Origin of the sequence: Roseinatronobacter ekhonensis (genome assembly GCF_900499075.1) — a bacterium.
Taxonomy (GTDB): Bacteria; Pseudomonadota; Alphaproteobacteria; order Rhodobacterales; family Rhodobacteraceae; genus Roseinatronobacter; species Roseinatronobacter ekhonensis.
The window spans coordinates 1-23,826 of the sequence record NZ_UIHC01000044.1 but is presented as its reverse complement, the minus strand read 5'-3'; the positions used below and the strand labels follow the sequence as shown (position 1 = coordinate 23,826).

Sequence of the window (23,826 nt, the reverse complement as noted above, 5' to 3'; positions counted from 1 at the left end):
CTCAATCCAATTGAACGTCTTTGGGCGGTCTTGCACCATTATGTCACCCACAATCGCTACTACCGAAGTCAGAAGCAATTCGCCGACGCCATCCTTGCATTCATGCGTGAGACCATCCCGCAGGAATGGAAGAAATTCCGCGACAAGGTGTCAGATAACTTCCGCGTCATAACACACGAGAACTTTCGGGTTTTGGAGTAGAAGAAGTATATTCAGCAGTTTTGGAATAAATGCGATCGTGGATGAAAACCCAGAGCCATCCATCCCAAACTTAAAACCGGTCGAGAAGCGCAAGAAAGGCGGAGACGGCCGAAAGCTTGTTACGCTTCGCCAAGCCCAACGACTTCTACAGCCTGATGACCGCAGCTGTGAACGGGATAGAAGGCGTTTGCTCGTCGTAGAATCCTGCTGCTATGTCGGGCTTGATGCTGGGTGGCGCCTCACTTTCACAACAGATAGTTCAAAGCAAGAAAATCAGCGCGGTGGTCGAATTATCAGCCTTATCGAGGAGGTGATTCCAATGGTGACCCACAACGCTAAGAAGGACTACGGACACACGCTGAAGGACGACCTAGAATTAGTGAAGCGCAGATTTGAAAGACGAGGAGACATTGCTGCGAAGTGAAACCGGTGTTCCGAACCTGATACAAGCGTCTGCGATACGAGGTGACAGGCAGCTATGCGGGACAGAGCAGACGTTCACTGAAGCGCAGAAATCTGACTTGTGAAGCCGCGAATGCCATCGTTAAGCTGAGTGAGGGTCAGATGGCGCGGTGTCCGGATGCCTGTTCTTCGCCCCACGACGGAATGTACGATCTCCCGCTTCAGAAACCTCGCAAATCACGAATCCGCCCCGCTGAATGTATCCTTTGACGGGCTCCAAGAAGGAACTGAAGTTTCGGTTCAACACTGCCGTGCTTGTCTCTCGCTCAATATCAGCAGGGACTATCCGCCAGAGCTTAGGATCGCCTTGGCATCGTTCCCAATCCGAAATTGCAAACACAGTGCGGCTGATCCCCCCAACTACCCCTATCGCAACGCCGTCGGTTAGTGCCTGCCAATGTAGACCGATGTTCCAGCAGCAGACCGTTGCTTGCCTATAGTTCGGCTTGAAACCCGGGTTTTCTATCCTGTCAACACCATCCCACATTTTCCCAACTGTCTGTCCAATGTTGAAAATGAAAAGAGGACGGTTAATGAGTTCAGTCGGGAAATCGCGTCCTGCTATGGGAGGTGCCGCATATTCATAAAGGCGACTACCCTCAATAAGACCGTGCGTCTCGAAGTCGTGTCCTCCCTGAGCGTTCAACAGCCTGTAACCGCACGCCGTAAACGCATCAATCAGGGCCGCTTCAACACTGAACGCCTCTTTGTCATTTCTCAGGTGTCGACGGATTATCTTCCAGTTTACCTCGCACCCACTATCCCAAATTTCTTGAATCTTTCGAACCTTTGATATCTCGTCCAGTGCTAGTTGAGGTTGATTACCTCGGTTTCGATCATGCCTTGCTTCAGTGAAGTGGTGAAGCGCGCGATCATTACCGTGCTTTCCGCCACCTTTTCCGACGTAAAATGGCTTCCTGTCTCTTGGGTCAAACAAGGCGTAAACATACAGGCCGAGAGAAGAATTAACATTGTTATCGAACGCTCGATGCTGGTTGAAATCTTTATCATCAGACATTTTTGCCGTTCCCTTCAATATGCGCACATCTTAGCCAAGCCGACGGTGCCCAATCCTGTTCAATTGATTGTCTAGCTGTCAAGGTCGGGCGCGTGAGGCCGCGCGTCAGCGCTCGAGGGCATTTCGATGAATGGCTGTCTGCTCGCTGGTCTGACCGTCTAGCTTGGGCGCGGGAGCCACCATTTGGCAACCTATGTCAGGTGACAAATGCCAGGCGCGCGGGCGCGAGCTACCCACTTGGTCTCACCCACAAGTGGTAGTGCATGATCACGGCATGACAAGTTTTGGCCCCACTCCTCGATCAAAAGAATCTGCTGAGGTGCAGATCGATGCAGCTGCCCGGCGTCTGATCGGCTTGCTTGCAGTTCAGACGGCTGCGGAGTTGCGCGCAGTATCCGAGGAGCCCACCAAGGAGCGCGACGACGATGACCGCCCGCAAAAGTAATCCTGTCCCCAACAAGCTGATGACAGTTGCCGAGATCGCTGAGCTAGACGGCTGCAGCGAGAAGACGGTGCGCCGCGCGATTGATGCGGGGCTGCTGGAGGTGGTGCGGATTGGCCCGTCTGGCCGGTCTGTGCGCATCGATCCGGCGGCGCATCGGGCCTATCGCCTGGCCTGCCGCGGCTGACCCTACGGGTTCATAAATGTCCATTTAGGTCATGTGGTTAGTCATCTCTCGGGAAGACGCCCACACCGCTAATTTCTAACTATTCATGCTATTGTTTTCCCGAATGACCACCCCTGTCCACGCCTGGTCTCCCGAGACCAATCATGACCCAAAAAGGAGCTCCCTATGAAACACGTACACCCCAATCAGATCGAGTTTGCATTCGTGCTGCCCGACACGCCGATGTTCGCTGATATTGTCGCCGCGGTTGAGGCCGACTGCGATCTGCCCCCGACCCGCCAGCGGGATATGATCTCTGGCTTAAACCGCGTGGCGAAGGCCCTGTTGAAACCGCTGGACGAAGTTCCGGTTGATACAAAATGGTTGCAGCCCCGGCTTGCCAAGATCGAACCCGCTGCACTGGGGATTTCGCCAAAGTCTTGGCAAAACGCGGTGAGCGACGCGCGGGCGGCCATGGCGCATGTGGGCATCGTCAAACGGCGCCACCGTCATATTGATGACCTGTCGCCTGCTTGGCGCGATTTGTGGAAGACGGTGTTGGCCATGAAAGACCAAACCTTGTCGCTCGCCCTGCCCCGCTTCGTGCATTTTTTGTCTGCGGTGGGTGTAGAGCGCGAAGACGTCACGCAAGAGAGCGCCGATGCCTTTTTGGCGGCACTGGAACGCGATGAAATTTCAAAATCTCCGACCACGGCATGGCGGACATCGATCAATGCCTGGAACCTTGCGGCCCGGCGTATCGCAGGTTGGCCCCAAATCGAATTGACGCTGCCGCGCCGTCAAAAAATCTGCAAGCGCCCAGATGCTGATCTGCCGCCTCTCTTCCTGGAAGATCTGGAAGCCCATCTCGAACGCATGTCGAAGCCTGATATTTTCGCGGAGGAAAGTATGGCGCGGGCTTTGCGTCCCCACACCATCCAAGCCTACCGACGCCAGCTCAAGCGTTTTGTCTCTGAACTGCTGAACGCAGGAGTTCCGACCGAGGAGCTATGCTGCGTGTCCGCACTCTGCGATCCAGCCCGTGCAGAAATTGGCCTGCGCCGAATGGTGGCGCAAAACGGTGGTGACACGAACAAGCTAATTGCTGAGATCGCCGCGCTGCTACGCAATCTTTCGTCAAAGCTCGGCCTGAGCACTGAGGTCCGCGAGCAACTGGCCAAACTCGCAAAACGGGTCGCTGTGCCCGCGCAAAAGGGCATGACACGCAAAAACCGTGAACGCTTGCGCCCATTGCAGGACGACAAAACGCTCCTGAAGCTCCTGAACCTGCCAGATAAGGTGTTCGCGCGCGCAAAGGGCAAAACCAAGCCCTACATGGCTGCCCTGGCGCGCGAGACAGCCTTGGCGATTGCTCTGCTGACCAATTGCCCGCTGCGCATCAAGAACATCGCTGAGATCAATCTTGAGCAGCATTTGCAGCATATGGGTGATGGTCGTGTGTTTCTCTTGATCGAAGAAGAGGATGCAAAGACCCGTCAGCCGATGCAGTTCGAGCTGCCCAAGGACTTGGTGCACATGCTCAAAAAACATCTGGCCACGCGGTCACCGCATATGTGCGCCAAGGGAAGCGTCTGGCTGTTCCCGCGCCGCGATGGCGAGGGTCCGATCACCGGCAATGCGCTTTCGGCGCGCCTGAAGGCTCTGATCCGCAAGGAAGTCGGCATTTTGATGAACGCACATCTGTTCCGCCATTTGGCCGCGCTGATGTGGCTTGACGCAAACCCAGGCTGCTATGAGGTGGCGCGCCGCATCCTCGGCCATTCGAGCACCAGCCACACGATCAACCTCTATTCCGGGCTTGAAGCCCAAGGGGCAACCCAAGCCTTCGCCGCACTTCTGGCGCAACAGAAAGGAGGCCGGTCGTGAGCCTCATCATGCCAATCCACAGCTGGCCTGCCCGCGACCAAGTTCTTTGGACCAGCTTGATGCAGCAAGGCGGCCCATTCGACGATCGAGGCGCGTTCGCGCATCTGCGCGACACCAGCCGCAAGACACTGTCGGACAGCTATGGCCGCTGGCTGGAATGGCTCAACCGGTACGAACCGGATGTCCTGGGCGAGGCCCCTGCGCAGCGCGCCTCGATAGAGCGGTTGCGCGTTTGGCTCGCCGCACTTGGGCACAATTCAAACATGACCCGGCTCATGTTTGTTGAAGGCGTTATCCGGGTGCTCTCAAAGGCGGAGCCAGACGCAGATTGGTCGCGTCATAGGAAACTTGTGGCAGCGCTCAAGCGTTTGGCCGGACGTGGCGACCCTGCCCGCAAGCGGGGCCGGATCTTGTCGAGCCGGGTCTTGTTGAAGGCCGGGATGGATTTATCAGGTCCCGACGCCGACGGCACATCGAATGCGTTGCAGCGCGCCCTCAAGCGCCGTGACGGGGCCATGCTCGCTCTTTTGGCCATGATGCCTATGCGTGCGCGCGCTTTCAGCAGCCTAGAGATCGGCACCTCGCTGATTATCAGACCTGAAGGTTTCACCATCGCGCTCACGGAAGACATGACCAAAACGGGGGCACCCTGGGAGGCAGATGTTCCAGAACCGGCCGCATCAGCCCTGCGCCACTACCTTGATGTGGCGCGTCCATTTTTGATGGCCCGCACCAATCAAAGACATGATCGGCTTTGGGTCGAGAAGAAAGGCGCACACATGCGCCATGACACTGTCCGCCTTCGCATCGCCAAAAAGACCACAGACAAAACCGGCATTCGCGTGCCACCGCATTTCTTTCGCGACGCAGCGGCTACCACGCTGGCGCGCGAAAGCTCGGAGGCCGCACGGCTTATACGGCCTATCCTGGCACATTCCAGCTTTGAGACCGCCGAGAAGCATTATATCCATGCACAGAGCCTGGACGCGTCCCGCGCCTTTATGCAGGTGGTACGGACGCGCAAGACCGCGAGGATACGCTAATGCGCGCAGCAATTTACAGTCGGTTTTCTTCGGCGATGCAAAGCGATGCGTCGATCGAGGATCAGGCGCGGCTTTGCGCGGCATGGGCCGCGCGGGAAGACTGGCCGGTGGTTGCGCGGTTTGAGGACCGGGCGATTTCAGGGGCATCGATGGTGCGCCCAGGGCTGCAAGCGCTGCTCGAAGCCGCACAAGCTGGCAAGTTCGACATCCTTCTGACGGAGGCGCTAGACCGGCTCAGCCGCGACCAGGCTGATGTGGCCGCGATCTACAAGCGGCTGAGCTTTGCGGGCGTCACGATCGTGACACTGGCCGAAGGCGAGATTTCGGAACTGCATGTCGGGCTGAAGGGCACGATGAACCAGCTGTTCCTAAAGGATCTGGCCGCCAAGACGCGCCGGGGCCTGCGCGGGCGTGTGGAAGCGGGCCGCTCGGGTGGTGGTAACAGCTATGGCTACACGGTCGTGCGCCGCTTGGGCGAGGACGGACTGCCCGTGACCGGGGAGCGTGAGATCGACCCAGCCGAGGCCAAGGTCGTTCAGCGTGTGTTCAGGGAGTTTGCCGAAGGGCAATCTCCAAAGGCCATCGCGCGGCGGCTGAACGACGACCAAATCCCCGGCCCGCGCGGCAAGCTGTGGCGCGACACCGCGATCCGCGGCCACCAGCAACGCGGTACCGGGCTTTTGAACAACGAGCTCTATATCGGCAAGCTGGTCTGGAACCGGCTGCGCTACGTGAAAGACCCCGAGACGGGCCGCCGCGTGTCGCGCCAGAACCCGAAGGAAGACTGGATCATCGCCGATGTTCCGGAGCTGCGCATCATCGATGACACGCTCTGGCAGCGTGTGAAGGCCCGGCAAGGCGAGATCACCGGCAGCGACCGGGTGCAGAACATCAAAGCGACCCGCTTCTGGGAGAAACGGCGCCACAAGCATCTGCTCACGGGCCTTCTCAAATGCGGCTGCTGTGGAGGTGGCTTTGCCTCTGTCGGGCGTGACTATGTCGCCTGTTCCAACGCGCGCAAACTCCGCACGTGCAATCAGCGCAAGTCGTTCCTGCGCAGTACGCTGGAGGCCGCGGTACTCGACCTTTTGCACAATAAGCTGATGCAGCCCGAGGCGGTCGCCGCTTTTGTGGCGGAGTTCACCAAGGAGATGAATGCGGCGAATGGCCAGCAAAGTGACGCACGCGCACGGCTGGTCAACGAAGAGGCCCAGATCAAGCGCAAGCTGGAAGGGCTTTATGACGCCATTGCCGATGGGCTGCGCACGACGGGGCTGAAGGACAAGCTGCTGGGGTTAGAGGCGCGTCTGGCAGAGATTGCACGAGAGCTCGCGGAACCAGCCCCCTCGCCTGTTCGGCTGCATCCCAACCTCTCAGAGCTTTACCGGCGCAAGGTTGAGCAGCTGGCAGACAGCCTGCGCGACCCGGCTATCAGGCCAGCAGCGCTCGACACGATCAGAACCCTGATCGAGGCCGTGACGGTGCATATTGATGATATGGGAGAGGTGACGCTGGCGCTTGACGGCGCGCTGAGCGCAATGATCGACACGTCACAGCCTGGTGTGCTGCGCGGTATTGATGCGAGTTCGGTAAAGGTGGTTGCGGGGACAGGATTTGAACCTGTGACCTTCAGGTTATGAGCCTATAACCCAATAAATCTAATAGATTATGAAAAACAAACACTTAGCCGACAAGCCTTTGAGTTCCCGAAATTTCCCACCCTGCATTCACCGACATTCGCCCGCATTCGGCCGCAAACCCAGCGCGAAATGTGCATTCGCGGGTTGATGTGGCGTTGATGTAGCCAGACACTCGATCATGATCGCGATCGGCCCTTACCGGACGGTCAGGCTGACGCATACGCCGCAAAGCGGCTTCCCCAAAGCGGTCGGTCACCCCAGATATCGCCTGAACGCGCAAGGGCTGCCACAGTCGAGCGGTTGCGACACTCTTGCCATGTTTTCCGTTACTGTTCGGGGGGCACACGACTACTAGAGAACTCTGTTGGATGCAGGCACCAGTGCCATGATGGGCCTTGCCTTTGGGTAAGTGAAGCCAAACGATTCCGGGAGTTCAGATGCTTCAAGCCGCAACGACAGCGCGCGCAAGGTCGCTGCATGTTCTACGGATAGTTCGGTCGGTGCCGCTTCCAAGGCGGTGCAGTGATTGAGCAAAGTCAACAGCTCCCCATCCCTAAGTATGTTGGACTGACCATGCTGCAGTCCGAGGACAATACGATGGACGGTCGCCTTCGTTCCCGTCAGTTCATCCTCGACCCGTGCCAGCAGGATTGGGCTTTCGAGACCTTTGAGGTACGCGGCAAAGACCGGCTGGTTGACTGCATGCTCCAGAAGCTTGTCGACAAGGGAATGCCCGATCCCCATCATTCGGTTCATCTGTTCCTGTGGCGCGAGTTCGCGGTCGAACGTCAGGCCATCGTATCGGGATTTCAGATCCAGATCGTTGCGCCAGATCTCGGGCGTCGCGATCGAGAGACCCGCCTCAGAGGTCGTGACCCTGCGCCCGTGTGTCTTAGCGGCGTTCCGGAAGAACGGCTCGAGTTGCGGTAGGTCAAGTTGGGGAATTTCCTTGGCCATGCTTGCGAAATCGAATTTCGATGCAGAGCCGAAAATGCTTCGGGCCGTAGCGAGCGCATTGTCGCCGCCGAAGCGATTGCTGTTGGCTGTCCACCAGCTTCTCAGGGTTTCCCGGCCTTGTTTCGAATAACTCTCGGAATATAGCTCGTCGAAAACCGAGGATCCAGCCATGCCGATCACGAGCTGTGCAATGTCCTCGGCTTCCTCCATCGAGGCGCTGAGCGTGGCCTGGATCCGCGCGAGTTTTTCTTCGAGAAGGGACCAGATACGCGCCTCGACAGTTTCAGGGTTTCGCAGCAGGTAGACAGATACGGCACGGTTCTGCCCATAGCGGTTGAGGCGACCGACCCTCTGGTGCAACCGCATCGGGTTCCAAGGAAGATCAACATGCACCAGCGTGGCGCAGCAGTGCTGAAGGTCGATACCCTCGCCGCCAGCCTCAGTCGAGATCAGGAAGCGGGTGCGTCCGGCATTAAAATCTTCGGCCGCCGTGTCGCGAGCTAGGTTGCGCGTCTGGGCGATACCGCTGGCATCGGGGAGCGTGAGGCGTTCGTCACCATTGATAAAACCGGTGCTCCCTTCGCCGAAACGTGCTTCCAGCGCGTTCAGGACGAGGGCCTGGGTGGCCTTGTATTCGGTGAAGAGCAAGACGGGCTCTCCGGCGGGGAGCTCGGTCACGATCAAGTCGATCAGTCTCTGGATCTTCGTCTCTTGGGTGATTTCGTCGGCGCGAGCGAGGATCTCGTCGAGGCGGGCAATCTCGTCGCTCATGAGCGTCGGGGAAGTCTCGCCCACGGAGGTCTCCTCGCGCTGGGATCGTTCGTCGTCATCTTCATCCTCTGGCGGCTCGACGATCTGGGCGGCACCGCTTCGACCTTGCGCAATTGTCGTCGCCAGCATGCCTCGGCGCTTCGACAGGGCGCTGCGGATCGCCGCGATGGAACTGGCGGCAAGCTTCTGTAGCGCAATAAGCAGGAGCATGCGCGAGGTGCGCTCACGGCCGGCAAGGTCGCTCGCATAGGCCCGACCGTCGAGGATGAACTCGCTCATGACGTTGTAGAAATCCGCCTCCGCCTCGGTATAGCCGTAGTCGACGGTCTGGGTCATCACCGGCTTGAACAGCGGCTTGCCTTCGAGGTCGGTCACCGTGGCCTTGTTGTTGCGGATCATCGCTTCGGGCAGGTGCGCAAGCTGCTCCTCGATGTCGCGCTGGGGGTCGAAAAGATCGGGCCGCAGGAGGTGCATCAGGGCGAGGAAACCGAAGTCTTTGCCCCTATGTGGCGTGCCGGTGAACAGTACCAGCGAGCCGATCTTGCCCGCGGCCTGCATGTCCTTTAGCAGGTTATATGTCAGGGTTGCGCTGCGTTCGACCGCCTGGAAGTGGTGCGCTTCGTCGACCAGAACCAGATCCCACGGCTCGGCCTTCAACAGGCGCTCGCGCGCCTTGTCCATGCGGAGCGTATGGAACGAGGCGACCACTTTGTCGGCAGTCTCCCAGTAGCTGACCCTATCGCGATCAAGGTCAGCAGAATAGAGGTTGAGACGGATGTCGAACATCGTCTTCATCCGGTCTCGCCACTGCGGCGCGAGCCGGGCCGGGGTCAGGACGAGGACGCGCTTCACACGGTCTGAGGAGAGGAGCGGATCGAGGATCAGGCCCGCTTCGATGGTCTTGCCGAGGCCGACGTCATCGGCAACCAACCAGCGGGCGGGCCAGTTGCGCGTCACCTGGCGGCAGACCCAGAGCTGGTGGGGCAGAAGCTTGACCCGGGTGCGCGTGAAGACGCCCCATTGGTCGTTGATCGACCTGATCAGGAGCGCCTGCACCTTTGCCAGCGTGGCTGTCGGGTCGTCCGTAGTGAGGTCGGCAAGGCGATCCTCCAGCGACTCGATGCGCATCAACTGGGCTGTCCCCACCCTGTGGATGTCCGTGCCGAACTGGACGAGGCTGAAGACCCCCTGATCGACTACGATACGGCCTTCACCATGATCAGGATGCCGAACGGATTGCTCAGGGGCGAAGGTCGTCATTTAATGGGGTCCTTTTCTTCGTCGTCGGATTGCGGCTCAGTCGAGGGTCCTGGCATGAAGATGTCCTTCTGCGCGCTCTCGTGCCTCTGGGTCATCAATAGCTGGATGGGAAGGTCAAGGGCGCCACCGAAAGACGCGCGGTCCCTGAGACCTGCCTCGAACTCCGGGTAGATTTCACGTGAGGCATCCATTCCGCCCAAGTCACGCAGATGTCTCCAACCTATCCGATCCGCAAAACGCTTCATGGCCTCGGAATTCGCCCAGCCGTAGCCGTGCATGTACCCGCCGAGATCGCCCCAGATTCCGGCTCGCACGCCCTCACGGATCATCCAGTTCGCGCCGGTTCCGAGTGCACGGATCAACGAGGCCCCTTCGGTGCCGCGCCGCTGATGCGACGGCGAGGCACTCGGCCACCAATGATCGACGAGGCTGATCGCACCGTCACGTTGCACGAATCTTGGCAGGTTCTGGTAGACGTCGACGTAGTCGGGAAGCCAACGCGCGACGACGTAAAGCTCTCCCAGCGCCCGGCGCCAGCGGCGATAGTCCTCGGCCTTGCCATCAATGCTGGCAAGCTCGTCCAGTCGATCCGTCCATGGTTTGTAACTGTGAACCTGCGAGATGCGCGCCATCTCTCCCCACCAGCCGGCGCTCCGGGCGTTTTTGATGAAGTTGCGGCTGGCGGTCGCGTTGCCCCATTCGATGCTTCGGAAGACGCCCTGGGCGAAGAAGGTGAACCAGCCTTCAGGATCATCGTCGAAGTGCTTGTCGCGGAGCCGTTCCGGCTTGGAGTTTGCAGGGTAGGTCTCCAAGCTGTAGTTGCTGCAAAGCTCCTGGGAATGTCGCGTCCACCATGCATGGAGACGCTCGAGCACGAGTGCTGGATCCGGCTGATCCTCAGGCTGGTCAGTCCCGGAATATACCTGTTCAGGGGCAAAGTAATGGGTCCCATCGAGGCGTTCCTCGTGTTCGCCGGCGTAGAGATGTGGAAGAATGTGCCGCAGAAGATCGTTACGGTTCAATCCTTGTGCGAAGTCACTGTCGCAAAACGCTTCGAAATCGGGAGGTAGCCAGCTACACTGCCGGTTGCCCAACTCCTCGGCCAACTTTCGACCTTTTTCGCCGCGTATCATGTACATCACGACCGCGCGCTTCGCTTCGATCGCTTTGCATTCGCGGGCGAATTGGGAGAGCTTTGTCGGTGCAAGAAGGCTGCCGAGATGACCGCCACCGCGTGCGAGTTCGTAAAGGTTGATCGCGTTTCCGGTGTAATCCCCGGACAGTATGTATTCCGATGGGACGAATTCGGAAATCAACTTCTCGTCTAGATCGGCCCGTTCATCTTCGTACGGCATGAATGCTGCTGGGCCCCATGTACCAACCACCATGCGGAACTTCGCAGCACGCAAATGGTGCAAGACCTGTTCTCTCTCGTCCTGCTCCATGCGCGCGGATGACAGGATACCGCCAAGCCATGTCGCCAGTTCGGGGTCGATCCGGCGAGACTCATTGAGAACTTCCGCGAGAAGGCCGCCGCCATGCAGGGGACTTGGAACCCGGAGGCCGATGCGTTCGAGCGTGCGTGCTGCCTGGCTCGACACGCTTCTCGACAGCATCCGCTGGGCGGCGGGATGACCTGCAAGCCGATTAGCGGCACCCGGCAAATCCATCACGCCGGCGACTTGCCAGCGGACTTCAGTGGCTTGCAACAGGGGCGCAAAGGGAGCGGCGAGACCTGTCGGGAAAACGGGCGCATTGCAGACGATGCTTGCCCAGCCAAGCCGGGCGGCATCGAGGGTCTGATTGGTGATGTCACGCGGTCGGGTATCGTCCACGTGGAGCGACCCCAACAGATCGTGACGCAGGTCCGGTGCGAAGCTGTCGGCCAATGCGGTCCAGAACATGGATCGTCCTTCGTCCGGGTCTGGGATGGTTAGCCCAGCCTTGAAGGCGAACGTGGGCCAGTCGTTTTCAAGCAGCGTTGCCAATGCCTTGAGCCTGCGCGCGAGGCTGGTGCCGTGCTTACGGAAGAGAGCTTTGCGTTCGTCCAACGTGCCCCGCAGGTGCCCCCGGCCCGGGTTAACTGCAAAGCTGCGGCTGTTCATTAGCCAGCGCGGGCGCGCGTCGACATCCAGCGGTGCCAGCAACCACAGGCCGGGTGTTCCTTTGGCGGGGGGGATCGGCCCAGTGGGACCGAGAGGCAGGAACAGCGTGGTATCGTCGTCCAGGTCCAAGACAAGCGCCTTGCCGGCTTCGGTTCCGGTCAAGGTCAGAATGCGGACGTTCTCGGCTCCCGTGTCTTCGAAGGAGGCGCCGAAGGTCTCGACGAGAGCCTCCTTGCGGATATCGACCTGCCGGATGCCGCGCGCCATGGCGGGCAACCAGCGCGCCGACCGGCGGAAGGCGTCCCAAGCCGTGTCGTAGTCCTGTCCCGCGTTTTGATCGAATTCGATGATCGTGGCGGGGCGGCCCTGCCTTGTCGCATCAAATGAACGCTCCTTTCCTGAATCCCAAGGATCGGGCAGCAGCCCACCGCGAACGTGGCAGGCGACGTGTCGGCTGGCAATGCGCACCTGATCGGCCAGCAGATGTACTGCCTTGAAGCCGAGGCCGAACTTACCGGTCACGGCCTCCGCGCGATCCTTGTCACTGAGGTTGAGCAGGAGCATGTGGTACAGGTCGCGGTGCCATCCCATGCGTTCGCCGTGACTGCCTGCACCGACAACGTTGATGAGCCTTCCCCAGTGACTCATGGTTGTGGTTCCGCGATCTCGCGACAGCTCGAACTGTCCGGGAGCATCACTCCAGGCTGGATCTTGCTGCCAGGCGTCGTCCGCGTTCTGGAAAAGCTCGAAAAAGATTCGTGCCGGGGCGTATCCGTCCTCTGTAATCCGCGCCCGCACGCGTTCCAGCAATTCCGCGTGACCTGCGGGTTGATCGACTTTCGTCCAGAGCCGGTCCTTGAGCTCCTGGCGGATGGCATCGACACCGTCTCCAGCGCCGCGCACGGCATCCTCGTAGTCCTTGCGCGCGCGTTCCAGAGTGCCGCCTGGCCTCGGCTTCATCTCGCCAAGGATCTTCGGCATCTGGTCACGGATTTCGGCCATGACCGCACTCGCGACATGTTCGGCAAACCGCGCACGACCTGCAAGCAGCGCGTCCAGAGCTGCGCGTGCTTCGGGTTGATCCCTTACACTGCCGACATATTCCTCGGCGAGGGTACGGCAGAATTCAGTGACATGTCGGTCCGTCAGCCGCACATCGTCCGGCAACACGACGTCGAGAGCGCGTCGCCTTGTCAGATTATGCAGGTCCTTGGTTTGCTCGTTCTTCCAGTTCTGACGGATGGTTCCGACGATCTCCAACGGCTGCGCGTCCCCGAGCGGGAGCATCACGGGTGTTCCCGCGATGCTGACGAACTCGTCCTCACCTTGCAGATCGCGTCGCGGACGGAACTGGATTCGCATTCGGGCGGATCGGGCCATGAGGCTCTGGTCGCTACCTTTTCGATACGCCGTGTCTACCTGGTTCTCGAAATCGCGCTCGATCCCCTCGATCACCGGGGTGGCCAGCCCAAGCTCATCACGCATCAGCGCGCGCCAGCAATCCGACCGACCGAGCATGAACACCAGAACTGCCAGCATCTCGGCGGGAACGGCACGTTCCGCACGGTCAAGGATCGGCCTCAGGCTATCGGCGGACTGCTTTTCCGTCAGTTCAGCGGGCGCATCGCTTGGGCGAAGCTTTCGCGAGTCGTCTTTCGAACCCTGTGCCGATTGCGAGAGCAGCCGCGACAATTCGGGGTCAAGACGATGCGCGAAGGCAACGGCACCGCCATGCGCGACCACCTCGTCGGCGGCACGCCAGGTTCCGTCGCGCGTTGGCACCTGTGTTCCGGAAAGGATTTCCCCGATCTGATCGTTCGACGTTCTCGCCAGAAAGCGGAAACCCGAGTCATAGACGGCACGGGCAGACTGGTTCCCTGAAGCGGCGATGCGTGAGAGAGAATCCATCCAACCATGGAAATGGTCAGGGTCAGGAGCCCCGTGCTGCTGGACCTCGCGTACGATGGTCTGTGCCTCGGCGCCTGGCGCCGACAACAACCAGGCAAGAAGGGGCCATCCCGGCAAGGTCAAGTCCGCGCCGTCTTTTGCGAGGGATTGCAGGTAAGGGGCGATATCACCGGGCCGCTCGCCGATCCAGCACGGGAGGCTTCCATCAGAGAGACGGTCCAGAAGGGCACTTTTGCTTGCGGCGGTGCCCTTCAGCACACCGTCCTTCACCAGAAGACGCAGGGTGTCCTCGTCGAGCAGGCCGACTGGTACATCCTTGCGTGTTGCCATGTCCGAGGGGAGCAGGCCCGAATTCAAGCCAGGTAGATCCATGACGGCTGCGGGCGCGACTGTGCGCCCGTCGATCAGGGTGAGCCATTGCGTCTCAGCAAGCAGAGGTAGCGTTTCCGCTGTCCTGCCATCCCGAATGGCTGCGATGATTTGCGCAACATGTTTTGCAGGCTCGGGTTGGCCGAGCAGGAAGGCAAGTTGCCGCTCCGCGGACCAAATGCGCGCCGAAGTGATCCGGCGAAACTGTTCCTGCGCCGCATTGCCGAACGGGGCGTGCAATATCGGCACGTCGATGCCGTCCGGAAAGGGCAAGTCCGGGTTCTGGCGAAAGCCATGCACGGCAGCAACGCGCCCCTGGTTGGTCTCGAAGATCGGCAGAAGTTCGAGATCTTCGTCCGGAATATTCGCCGTGAAGAAGGCCGAGAACAGTTCGGGCGAAATCGGAGTGGCTGCGATATGCTTCTGATTGGCCAAGAACTTTTCGCCCAGTGTCGCGCCATCGAACTTCCGGACGCCGAGCTGTCGCTGTTTCACGGCGTCAACGCGCATCATCAGGGTCGAAGTCACCAGGATGGTCTTGTCGTCTCTACCGACAAGGCTGCGCGCGAAAGTGTCGAGTTGGCCGTTCCCCCCTTCGATCCACAGCAGGTCGCGGTCATCGAAGCAGGCTTCGCGGCGTCCGGCAAGGAGCGCGCGCAGGTACTGGCGGTACTTGCTCTCGGTGCTCCAGAGCTTGTGCATCAGGTCGAGACGCGCTTCATCTGGTCCCGAAGCATCGGCCTCCGCGGCAAGACGCGCCGTTTCGTAGGAAGGATCTTTCGCATAGGTCAGACCGGCTCCGAGCTCGGTCAGGAGCTGGGCAGCCTCGGCGTAGTTGATCATCATGGCGCCGGCACCTGGAGCTGCACGTTCGAGCAGCTCGACAAGCTTCCGGTTCTCGTTATTGTACGCGAAAAGGCGACCGCTGCTTGCTGCCTTTGACAGATCGTCGAGGCTGGCGCTGCGCGGGAAGCCAAGCCCCTTGTCGACACGGACGATGTGCAGTGTCCGGAACTCCGGATCGCTCTGCGCCTCGGCCAAATTGTCTCCCATCGCCTTCAGGATGGCAATTGCGGCGGTTGCGGCCGCGTCCTCGGTCGCGGTGTCCTTCAGCAGCGGTTGCAGGGCCGTCAACAGGGCCTTCGCTTCGATCAGCGACAGGGTTCGGGCTCCGAAGCTTGTCGGACGCCAGTCCTGGTGAATACACAGCGGCGCGGCCTCGACCGAGGCCAGCGTCCGGCGCATCTGGCTGCTGCGCATCACGCTGGGTGGCATGGGCAGCACGCAATCATCCGGAAGATGGCGAAGGACCATCCGGATGTGTTCGCCCTCTGCCATGTCGACATCGCGCTGTGTCATCGCCCGGCGAAGCAGGTCTAGGATAGGAACAACAAGTGCTGCCGACTTGTCCACGCTCTCGCGGCGTGCAAATTCAAGGAATTCGCCGAATTGTGCGAGCTTTCCTCCCTTACCGAACACGGCAGGGGTCAGGAGTGCGGCCATCTGTGCAAGCTCCTCGTCCTGCCAAGCCGCGGCAACTGGTGCCAGGACTGCGTTGGATCCGACTGTCGGAACAAGGTTCCACTCAGACAGGCGTTCCTCGAGATCGGGGATCAGCTCCAGGATCCGGGGAAGCCGGGTGTTTTCCGGCGCGGGCAGTGCGCGGAATTGGAGACTCGGCGCGTTCAGCGTCCAGCCGATCTTTCGGTCGTTCAAGGTCCGCGCCAGAACCTGCCGCGACGAGATTGCATCGCGATGGTTCCTTATGAGCCCGGACGCATTCAAGCCGGATACGACTGCCTGTAGCCTCATCTCGGTCAAGGCGTCTGACTCGAGCGCATCCATCAACAAACCTGGCAGCAGAGGCAGCACGAGTTCGTCGCGCACCCGTGCGTTCCACGCGGCGCTGACGTCGTCCGGCATGTCCTTGTCATGACCGAGGATGGCGTCCCGTCCGCTGGTTACGAAGAAGTAGCCATGCAGGAACAGCCGCACCTGTCCGGTCCCGACGACGCGGGGCGCGCTTTCGCTCGCGACCGGAAGGAAAACGGACCACGTGATGTCGAGTTCATCTTGCCCGTCGGGATCGACGAGAAGCACCACGGCACCATGCGGCAACGCCTTCTGTGGAACCATGGCATCGTCCTGCCGGTCGAGGATATCGGGCCAACCTTCCGACGCGGTCAGATCGGTGCCGAAATCCGCCGGCGCCATCATTTCCTTGCCGACGCTGCGGATTCCGGCGCACAGCGGACCACCGAAATCCGTCTGCCCCGGCGTTGCAGGATCAAAGCGCAAGCATGGGGAAGCGGCCCGATCAATGACACTGGACGTGCCATCGGTCACGATAACTTCGAGTTTCCGGACGTTACGCAACAGCGAAACGATGCCAGACAGCCAGAACGGGTCGTTGGCATCATCCAGCAAGCTTGTGTCGTAGGACTTGGGTAGGAAGCCGCTGGTGGTCGTCTTCGGTTTGAGGGTTGGGCTCCGGAGGGGATACCATTGGACCATCTGACGAGCGGAGCCTGCGAGGCCACTGGACAGAAGCAGATCACGGTCCCGCGTGGTCAGTGCGGCTTTCCATTCGACGCATGCATCACCGGGTTTCCCGATGACGATATAGGGATTGACCACGAGGGAGGGCACCTCAGTGTCGTGCCCATCAGAAACAACGAGGAAAGCATCGCAGACGTGGAACGCCGTCTTCTGTCCCATCCCGAACCGCCCGATGGCAGCGGTGTCGGTGGCCTTGATGCTGCCGCCGAAGCGCGCAATGCCTTGCGCTGATGCCGCGTCATATCGGCCGTCGTTCGCGACCATCAGCCCCGGAACCCTAAGGAGCGGGTGATCTGCCTCGGGCCAGCCGGGCAGGACTGCGATCCTGACTTGCTCTGAACCGGAATCATCCGCGTTTTGCAGCAGTTCTCGCAGGAGCGTCCGTCCGCCCTCGAAATGGTAGCGTTCCTTCAGGTTGGTCCGAAGGTCCTCGATAATCGACTTTTCGTCACGGTGCATCGTCATAGGCAAGAAACTCTTCTGAATAAGCGAAGCGGCGGAAATAGATTATGGCAACCCGCACTTTCCAGAGTGGAACGGATGAGCAGGCAAAGCGCAAGATCGTCTCGGCTTCGAAGTTCTCTCGCAGCGAGGATCCCGATGGGCGGCGATGCCGCCCATCGGTGAAGCTGGTCACCCGGCGCGTAAGAAGAGTACTTCTTGGGAGCTAAGTCCGTTTTGTCTGCCCGTCGCTTAGCCCTCTGAGCGGGATGCGAAGGTCCGCTGTAGCTGATTGCCGCGGGCGCGATGCCGCAGCCTCACGGGCAGCTTCCCGCCCACTGTGTTGAATTTTGCGCCGCAGACGTCAGGCCCTGATTGACAGCAGATTGCCTGGCCATCGCCCTCATCCTCCAACAGGCCAACAAAACCATCTTTGCTTATCCACAGCATCTTGCCCTTCCTGCACTTGATCCGAATCGAGGGCCTGTGCACGTTTGACGTGTGGGGAGAGCAGTCCTCAACCAAAAGTATAACAGGTCTATAGGAAAAGCCGTTTCAGCGATGTCGTGGTGCTTTGGCGCCCCTGACTTCGTTGTCTCCAATCACTTGCCCGGTGCTTTTCAAGCGCCGGCTGCAGGCGTTTTGAGTTCGGCTTGTCCTCTGTTCAGTTGAGGATGTATCAGCCATGGCATTGCCACCCCGTGTGTTCTTCACCCTCCAAGAGATCGCTGATCGCTGGGGGTGCCCAGTTTCCGACATGGCGGGCTGGGCAGCAATGGGTACTCTCAAGATCGTCACGGGCATTCCGCCCATCGAATGCGGCGAGCTCCGCGTCGCTGGCCTGGTCCAGATCCAGCCTACGGACGTCCTGCCGATGTTCCGGCGCTGTGGGACCGGTCCGCACGAGGCTCATCTGAAGCGTGTACGACAGCTGGATAGGGAAGACTGGCTTTACATTACCGCGCCGGAAGAAGGCGTACTGGTCTCCTTCAGCGATCTTTTGATCCTGGGGCAGGAAGTACAGCGCTTCGAGGTTGTCCACAATATCTTCGGTCGTGTCGCCGAAAGCGCTGGGCTGGGCGACGATGGCGATTACGACTGGACCGGAATGAATGTCGAAATCACGCGCAGAGTCTTCGAGGAGGGCTTGCCCAAATCGCAAGGAGAGTGGATCCGGGAGCTGCAGGACTGGTTCGCCGCGCGGTCGGAGACAGGAGATTTTCCAGACGAACGTTCGATCCGGCGGCGATTGACCCCGATCCTCAAAGCACTGAAGTTCAAGAACCCGCCGCGTTGAGCGGTTTCATGCCCGCGCGCTGGGCAGTCTGTGAGGGCGGGTTGGCCGGGGCATCAGAACGATCCGCGTCATGAACGAGCTGGGGCCTTGGTTTGAACGCACTGGCAACGGCATCGACGCCCGCGCGCAAGGGCGAGTCCATCAGATGGGCATAGCGCTGGGTCGTCTGCATCTGGCTGTGCCCGAGCAGCTTGCCAATCATTTCCAGCGAGGCGCCGCCGCTGACCAGCAGCGAAGCAAAGGTGTGGCGCAGGTCGTGGATCCGCACATCCTCGATCCCCGCTTCTTTCTGGACGCGCGCCCAGAACCGACGGATTTCCTGAACGGGTTGGCCGAGGGTGTCGCCGGGAAAGAGCCAAGGCGACCCGCTGACAACAGCCAGGCGGCGTTGGCGCACAATCGACGCCGCTTCGTCCGAGATCGGCACCCGGTGGACGCGGCGCTGTTTGGTTGTCGTGGCGGGTTTCGTCCAACTCAAATGCTCGAGGTTAAAATCCTCAAACCGTGCCTGCCGCACCTCCCCGACACGGGCGCCGGTCAGCATGCAGAGCCGAATGATCCCCGCGGCACGATCATCCTCGGCCCGATCCAGAGCCATGGCGAGGCGGGCGATTTCCTCTTGCGAAAGGTACCGTTCGCGCGGGGCTTCCATCCGCCGACGAAACCCCATCGCAGGATTGTCCTCGCGCCAGCCCCATTTGATCGCATAGGCAAACATCTTGCGGACAACCTCGCCGACACGGTTGGCACGAACCGGCGTCGGCTTGGCCCCCTGCAGCTTGCGTGCGCGGTTGTTCGGCTTTTGCTTCGCGGGGCGCGCCCGTCCTTCGGCGACCTTGTTCAGAAGCAGCTCGACATCATAGGACGAGACCTCGGTCACCAGCATGTTGCCCCAAGCCGGGCCAATGAACTTTTCCATCATCGAGCGTTGGTCCGCTGCGTTCAGCGCCGCAAGATGCGGCAGATGCAGATCCACGTAACGCTTGATCAGATCGCTCACCCGCGGAGCTTCGCGCATGGCGTTACGCGTCGCCAACGGGTCACCACCTCCGTCAATCTCGCGGCGCAGTTCCTTGGCCCGCTCCCGCGCAGCTGTCACCCCCCATTCCGGCCAGCGCGCGAATGTCATTCTGCGTTGGCGACCTGCATGGCGATAATCGAGTGTGAAGGCCCGTCCGCCGCCCCTGTAGATGCACACGGCAAAGCCTCGAACATCGGTATCAAAAATCTGGTAGTCCCGCCCCTCGGCGGGAACGGCGTCGCGAAGGACTTTCTCGGTCAGCTTCTGTCTGTTCACCATGCGCAACCCTCTCTCCTGGCCCTGTCATGACGCGTAGGTTGGGCCCGCAATCAAGCAGAGCATGGCCATGGGGGTGGCAGGGAGGCACGGGGTGGCACGGGTGAGACAGGCGGCGTGCCACCCCTGTTTTTATTGGCGATCCCGCGTCGATTGCGCGCGCTCGGCTCATCCGGGCCAGACCTGTCGACGCGATGACAGCCCGTCAGGAGCCATGCAGGCAGCTGTAAACGGGTATCAGCTTGTAAATTTCCAATGAAATCAGGGGGTGGCACGCCATTTTGTACGGTGCCACCCCCTGTTTGCCGCTGAATGCACGCGAATCCCCTGTAAATCCGGGGATTTGCCGGTGGTTGCCGCCGAATGCCAATGAGCCCGGAATTGCCGCAGCGCAGCGTAACCATCGGCCTTGGACCGTCCAACGGACAAATCGCCAATAAAACAAGGGGTGGCACGAGGGTGGCGGGTTTCGTGCCACCCCGTGCCTCCCTGCCACCCCGAATGATATGCGTGAGTAGTCGCCAGCAAAGACCCGCATTGGGGTCGCAACTCTGGAGACACAACATGCAGGACCTTTCTGGTGCATCCGCGGGCAAGCCTTCGCCCAGCGCCTTGATGAGTGGCTGGATCAGCCGCCCGGATCTCGCGCGACAGCTCGGGGTTACCGAGGACACCTTGCGCCGCTGGAACGCGGCACGATCAGGGCCGCCCTGTATCCGGGCCGGGCGCAAGATCTTCTATCGGCGCTCTGCCGTCCTGGACTGGCTGGAAGAACAGGAAACGAGCGCTTCCCGCCGCAAGCGTTCGGGAGGCCGTCGATGAGCGCCCCCCTTCCCTTCCGCAAACGCAGAGCGCGCGACCAGGTTCGATTTGAGTGGATCGATGAGCGGCTGCGCGAAGCCCGTTTCGTGATGGCCGATGTCGCCCATCATTCTGACCACCTGCTGCGGCTGGCCTGCAATGTCCTCGTCCAACACGGCGAGACGCCGGAGGAGCGCGAGGATGCACGGATCCTGCTCGTGGTGCTCGACGCCAGGCATCACGGTCGGCGCGGCGATCAGCGTTCAGACCCGGAGGTGCGGCGATGAAACGGCGCGGCACACCCGAGGCGGACCTGCAGCGCGCGGTGGTCACCACCCTGCGCTTCGCCCTGCCCAAGGGGGCGATCATCCATCACTGCGCCAATGAGGTGACCGAGTCCGGCCCGCGTGGTGCCAAACGCCAGGCCATTCTGGTCGGCATGGGCGTCCATCCCGGCTTTGCCGATCTGACGGTGCTCTGCGAGGGCCGCGTGCTGTTCCTCGAGCTGAAATCCCTCAAAGGCAAGCTTAGCCCAGCGCAAGAGGCGTTTCGCGATGCTGTTCTGGCGCAAGGCTTCGGCTGGGCCTTGGTCCGGTCGCTTGATGACGCGCTGGGCGCCCTGGCGGATCATGGGCTCACCAGCCGTGTCCGACCAGCTGGGAGGGCCACGCAATGAGCCATGACGCCACCAACTGGGCCATCCAGCGGCGCGGGCTGAAGCCTACCACCAAGATCGTGCTCTGGCATCTCTGTGATCGCTACAACCCAGACTTCGGCTGCTTTCCGTCACAAGAACGGCTGGCCCATGATTGCGAAATCAGCCGGTCCACGCTGAACGAACATCTCAATCGGCTCGAGGCGGAAAAACTGCTGCGCCGCGTGCCACGCATAGATCCCGTCACCAAACGCCAGATGCCGACACGCTACATCCTGGGGTTCGAGAAAGGTTTTACACCACATGATCCCGAGCCATGTCCAGAAACCGGACATGGGGATTTACCCTGTGACGAGGATGCTGAAACCACGCCTGAAATCACCCCAACCATTGCCAACCAAGCCGAGCCGTGTCCGGAAATCACACACGGAAATCCACCCGAAGCCGTGTCCGGATTTTGCCCCGACCCGTGTCCGGAAAATGCCCAAAGCCGTGTCCGGAATCCGGACACTAACCTTGTAAGAGAACCACTAAGTAAACCAGTAAAGGAGGAGGAGGATGCGCAAGCGCGCGATTCCGATTTTGATCGGTTCTTCACAGAGCTGCTGAGCGCGCTGGGCTTCGCCGCCAATGCCAGCCTGCCCGCCTGGTGGCAGGGCTGGCCAGCGCGGGCCCATGTGCGTCGGTGGATCAACGACCTCGGGCTGTCAGAGGATCGGATCCTTGAGACCGCCAAAGAGACCAGGCGTGATCATCCCAACCCGCCCGACGGTCCCAAGGCCCTGGACCGCGCCATGGAACGCGCCGCCCAGCGCGCAGCACAAGCGGCCGCCGCCAAGGCCAACGGCGGGATAGCCAAGAGCCGTCGCAAGACCCAGGGCACGCCACCGCCCAGCGCGGATGAACTGGCGGCGTTCTATGCGGCCAAGGTGAACTCCGACGAATATCTGCCCAAGAACATGATCAGCGCCGCCATGTGCGGATTGATGCTGGAGCGCGGGCTGGTCACGCCCGAGCGGCTTCGACAGCGCGGGGTGCGGTGAATGGTTTTTTGCCACGTCCCCGGGGCGAAGTGTCCCTCTGCACGGGAAGCGGAGGCCTTGATCCGCGCCTCATGTCGCAATGTCCCGAGTTCCCGATATCAGCTCATGCGCGGAGCGCTCTTACTTCTGCCCGTTGCCCGGTCGCCCTGGACCTGGGGGCCGACGGATCGAGCGAAGCGCCCAATGCAGGTGGACCTCATGGAAAGACTGCAGCCATGAGCATGCAGAGACGGATACCCCGCGCAGGCGGCACACGGGTCAAGCGCGCGCTGGGCGTTCAAGCAGCACTGGAATGGGCATTCCGGGTCGAGAAAGCGCAACTGGAATTGCCGCCGCCTCAGGACGTCTCCGAGGAAGGTTTCGGCTTTGGCCTCGAATATGTCCTCATGCAGCGCGCCGCCCTAGGCTGCAAGGCCGACGGCGGTCAGCACAAGATGGGCAGCTACACCCATGCAGACGCAGAGGTCATTGCCGCCATCGTTGCCGGCATGCCCGACAGTCTCGGAGGCATTCGCATGGCGATCCGCGTGGCGGAACTCGCCCGCGCCGGGCTGACACCCGATTGGATGCCGGGTGCCATGCCTCGCTGCGTTCCAGTGGAAACCAGGCGCAACCAGCACGGCGAACGGGCGGTGACCGAGGTGGTTGGCACTGAGCGGGTGCTCCACCGTGGACGGTGGCGCAGCGTGGACGTCTTGGTCTGCCGCGTCACCTGGCGACCACATCCCGAGCAGATCAAATCAGCGCGGCGCGGTTATCACAACTGGTGGCAGGCACTGGACTGGCTACAGGATGGATTGGCAACGAGCGGCATGCTGCGGGAGGTGGAGGTGACGGCACCGATGCCGAAGGTACGGCCTTGGGGAAATTAATGAGATTTACCCATCCGGATGGGAGCCGGCCTTCGATTCGTTCCGGTCCGCACCGACACGAAGGGCGTATTGTGTTGAAAAACTCTTCCTTGATCGAAGTCTGAACTGCTGATTCAATTCCTGTAATCGAGGGGGAGGACCGGCGATGATGGGACCGAGGCAGGAAGCGCAACCGGCGCTGTTCTACGAGTTCTCGCTTGAGGATCATGTCCCACAGGATCACCTGCTGCGCTCCATCGACCGGTTCGTCGATCTGGGCGGCATCCGCGCGCATCTTGCGGAGTTCTACAGCCACACGGGCCGCCCCTCCGTCGATCCCGAACTGCTGATCCGCATGCTGCTGGTCGGGTATTGCTTCGGCATCCGGTCCGAGCGGCGGCTCTGCGAAGAGGTGCATCTGAACCTTGCCTATCGCTGGTTTTGTCGCCTCGATCTGAGTGACCGGGTCCCCGATCATTCGACGTTTTCAAAGAACCGACATGGGCGTTTCCGAGACAGCGAACTGCTACGCCACCTGTTCGAGACGACCGTCGCGCGCTGCATCTCTGAAGGTCTTGTCAGCGGTCAGCGCATGGCGATTGATGCCAGCCTGATCGAAGCGGATGCCAACAAGCAAAACTCGACGCCGAAGG

The 23,826-nt window shown here is 60.6% G+C and carries 16 protein-coding genes, 1 tRNA gene and 1 pseudogene; 13 read left to right on the top strand and 5 right to left on the bottom strand.

Annotated features, from left to right (window positions below):
* A pseudogene (locus tag ROE7235_RS15405) lies at positions 1–201 on the top strand (IS630 family transposase); the annotation flags it as partial.
* 544 nt (positions 202–745) lie between these two features.
* Here ROE7235_RS15405 and ROE7235_RS19910 read toward each other — a convergent pair.
* On the bottom strand, positions 746–1,681 hold the full coding sequence (locus ROE7235_RS19910) for a GIY-YIG nuclease family protein (protein ID WP_147434233.1): 936 nt from the start codon (positions 1,679–1,681) through the stop codon (positions 746–748).
* Between the two features lie 274 nt (positions 1,682–1,955).
* On the opposite strand from ROE7235_RS19910, the gene ROE7235_RS20200 reads away from it, so the two are divergent.
* From ROE7235_RS20200 to ROE7235_RS15385, 5 genes are all read left to right on the top strand, one after another.
* Positions 1,956–2,126 carry a hypothetical protein gene (locus tag ROE7235_RS20200; RefSeq protein WP_183073537.1) on the top strand — a complete coding sequence of 57 codons (171 nt, stop codon included), beginning with the start codon at positions 1,956–1,958 and terminating at the stop codon, positions 2,124–2,126.
* The gene (locus ROE7235_RS15400; RefSeq protein WP_121096387.1) at positions 2,107–2,310 is read left to right on the top strand and encodes a helix-turn-helix domain-containing protein; all 204 of its coding nucleotides are present in this window, start codon (positions 2,107–2,109) and stop codon (positions 2,308–2,310) included. The genes ROE7235_RS20200 and ROE7235_RS15400 overlap by 20 nt, the downstream gene beginning before the upstream one ends.
* A 462-nt stretch (positions 2,311–2,772) precedes the next feature.
* A complete protein-coding gene (locus ROE7235_RS15395; protein ID WP_183073536.1) occupies positions 2,773–4,176 on the top strand; it encodes a site-specific integrase in 1,404 nt (467 codons plus the stop codon).
* Positions 4,173–5,219, top strand: a complete 1,047-nt coding sequence (locus ROE7235_RS15390) for a tyrosine-type recombinase/integrase (RefSeq protein WP_121096385.1) — start codon at positions 4,173–4,175, stop codon at positions 5,217–5,219. The genes ROE7235_RS15395 and ROE7235_RS15390 overlap by 4 nt, the downstream gene beginning before the upstream one ends.
* On the top strand, positions 5,219–6,859 hold the full coding sequence (locus ROE7235_RS15385) for a recombinase family protein (protein WP_121096384.1): 1,641 nt from the start codon (positions 5,219–5,221) through the stop codon (positions 6,857–6,859). The genes ROE7235_RS15390 and ROE7235_RS15385 overlap by 1 nt, the downstream gene beginning before the upstream one ends.
* On the opposite strand, the gene ROE7235_RS20195 is transcribed toward ROE7235_RS15385, so the two are convergent.
* The 3 genes from ROE7235_RS20195 to ROE7235_RS15375 form a co-directional block, all read right to left on the bottom strand.
* Positions 6,816–6,945 (bottom strand) — tRNA-OTHER (locus tag ROE7235_RS20195). The two genes, ROE7235_RS15385 and ROE7235_RS20195, sit on opposite strands and share 44 nt — an antisense overlap.
* 265 nt (positions 6,946–7,210) lie before the next feature.
* Positions 7,211–9,847 carry a DEAD/DEAH box helicase gene (locus tag ROE7235_RS15380; protein WP_121096383.1) on the bottom strand — a complete coding sequence of 879 codons (2,637 nt, stop codon included), beginning with the start codon at positions 9,845–9,847 and terminating at the stop codon, positions 7,211–7,213.
* Entirely contained in the window at positions 9,844–17,253 is a 7,410-nt protein-coding gene (locus ROE7235_RS15375; protein ID WP_121096382.1) for a sacsin N-terminal ATP-binding-like domain-containing protein, read from the bottom strand. The genes ROE7235_RS15380 and ROE7235_RS15375 overlap by 4 nt, the downstream gene beginning before the upstream one ends.
* 661 nt (positions 17,254–17,914) lie before the next feature.
* Here ROE7235_RS15375 and ROE7235_RS15360 point away from each other — a divergent pair.
* Complete coding sequence (locus ROE7235_RS15360) at positions 17,915–18,526, top strand: hypothetical protein (RefSeq protein WP_121096379.1); 612 nt, start codon at positions 17,915–17,917, stop codon at positions 18,524–18,526.
* Here the strand turns inward: ROE7235_RS15360 and ROE7235_RS15355 are convergent.
* Complete coding sequence (locus ROE7235_RS15355; protein ID WP_121096378.1) at positions 18,507–19,826, bottom strand: tyrosine-type recombinase/integrase; 1,320 nt, start codon at positions 19,824–19,826, stop codon at positions 18,507–18,509. The two genes, ROE7235_RS15360 and ROE7235_RS15355, sit on opposite strands and share 20 nt — an antisense overlap.
* 561 nt (positions 19,827–20,387) lie before the next feature.
* Between ROE7235_RS15355 and ROE7235_RS15350 the strand changes: the two genes are divergently transcribed.
* The 6 genes from ROE7235_RS15350 to ROE7235_RS15325 all read left to right on the top strand — a co-directional run.
* Positions 20,388–20,645, top strand: a complete 258-nt coding sequence (locus tag ROE7235_RS15350) for a helix-turn-helix transcriptional regulator (RefSeq protein WP_089280004.1) — start codon at positions 20,388–20,390, stop codon at positions 20,643–20,645.
* Positions 20,642–20,911: a hypothetical protein gene (locus ROE7235_RS15345; protein WP_089280003.1), complete on the top strand. Its 270-nt coding sequence runs from the start codon at positions 20,642–20,644 to the stop codon at positions 20,909–20,911. The genes ROE7235_RS15350 and ROE7235_RS15345 overlap by 4 nt, the downstream gene beginning before the upstream one ends.
* Positions 20,908–21,300: a VRR-NUC domain-containing protein gene (locus ROE7235_RS15340; protein WP_089280002.1), complete on the top strand. Its 393-nt coding sequence runs from the start codon at positions 20,908–20,910 to the stop codon at positions 21,298–21,300. Before ROE7235_RS15345 ends, ROE7235_RS15340 begins: the two co-directional genes overlap by 4 nt.
* Positions 21,297–22,322 (top strand): helix-turn-helix domain-containing protein, encoded by a 1,026-nt coding sequence (locus ROE7235_RS15335; protein WP_121096377.1) that lies wholly within the window; start codon positions 21,297–21,299, stop codon positions 22,320–22,322. The genes ROE7235_RS15340 and ROE7235_RS15335 overlap by 4 nt, the downstream gene beginning before the upstream one ends.
* A gap of 215 nt (positions 22,323–22,537) precedes the next feature.
* Positions 22,538–23,194, top strand: coding sequence for a hypothetical protein (locus tag ROE7235_RS15330; RefSeq protein WP_121096376.1), 657 nt, complete (start codon positions 22,538–22,540; stop codon positions 23,192–23,194).
* 145 nt (positions 23,195–23,339) lie between these two features.
* A partial coding sequence (locus tag ROE7235_RS15325) for a transposase (protein WP_147434232.1) occupies positions 23,340–23,826 on the top strand: 487 nt, incomplete at its 3' end.

Bases quoted from the DNA above. Each gene is read 5' to 3' on its own strand.
- ROE7235_RS19910 (WP_147434233.1), bottom strand. From the start codon at position 1,681: ATGTCTGATGATAAAGATTTCAACCAGCATCGAGCGTTCGATAACAAT.
- ROE7235_RS20200 (WP_183073537.1), top strand. From the start codon at position 1,956: ATGACAAGTTTTGGCCCCACTCCTCGATCAAAAGAATCTGCTGAGGTG.
- ROE7235_RS15400 (WP_121096387.1), top strand. From the start codon at position 2,107: ATGACCGCCCGCAAAAGTAATCCTGTCCCCAACAAGCTGATGACAGTT.
- ROE7235_RS15385 (WP_121096384.1), top strand. From the start codon at position 5,219: ATGCGCGCAGCAATTTACAGTCGGTTTTCTTCGGCGATGCAAAGCGAT.
- ROE7235_RS15380 (WP_121096383.1), bottom strand. From the start codon at position 9,847: ATGACGACCTTCGCCCCTGAGCAATCCGTTCGGCATCCTGATCATGGT.
- ROE7235_RS15375 (WP_121096382.1), bottom strand. From the start codon at position 17,253: ATGACGATGCACCGTGACGAAAAGTCGATTATCGAGGACCTTCGGACC.
- ROE7235_RS15360 (WP_121096379.1), top strand. From the start codon at position 17,915: ATGGCATTGCCACCCCGTGTGTTCTTCACCCTCCAAGAGATCGCTGAT.
- ROE7235_RS15355 (WP_121096378.1), bottom strand. From the start codon at position 19,826: ATGGTGAACAGACAGAAGCTGACCGAGAAAGTCCTTCGCGACGCCGTT.
- ROE7235_RS15350 (WP_089280004.1), top strand. From the start codon at position 20,388: ATGCAGGACCTTTCTGGTGCATCCGCGGGCAAGCCTTCGCCCAGCGCC.
- ROE7235_RS15345 (WP_089280003.1), top strand. From the start codon at position 20,642: ATGAGCGCCCCCCTTCCCTTCCGCAAACGCAGAGCGCGCGACCAGGTT.
- ROE7235_RS15340 (WP_089280002.1), top strand. From the start codon at position 20,908: ATGAAACGGCGCGGCACACCCGAGGCGGACCTGCAGCGCGCGGTGGTC.
- ROE7235_RS15335 (WP_121096377.1), top strand. From the start codon at position 21,297: ATGAGCCATGACGCCACCAACTGGGCCATCCAGCGGCGCGGGCTGAAG.
- ROE7235_RS15330 (WP_121096376.1), top strand. From the start codon at position 22,538: ATGAGCATGCAGAGACGGATACCCCGCGCAGGCGGCACACGGGTCAAG.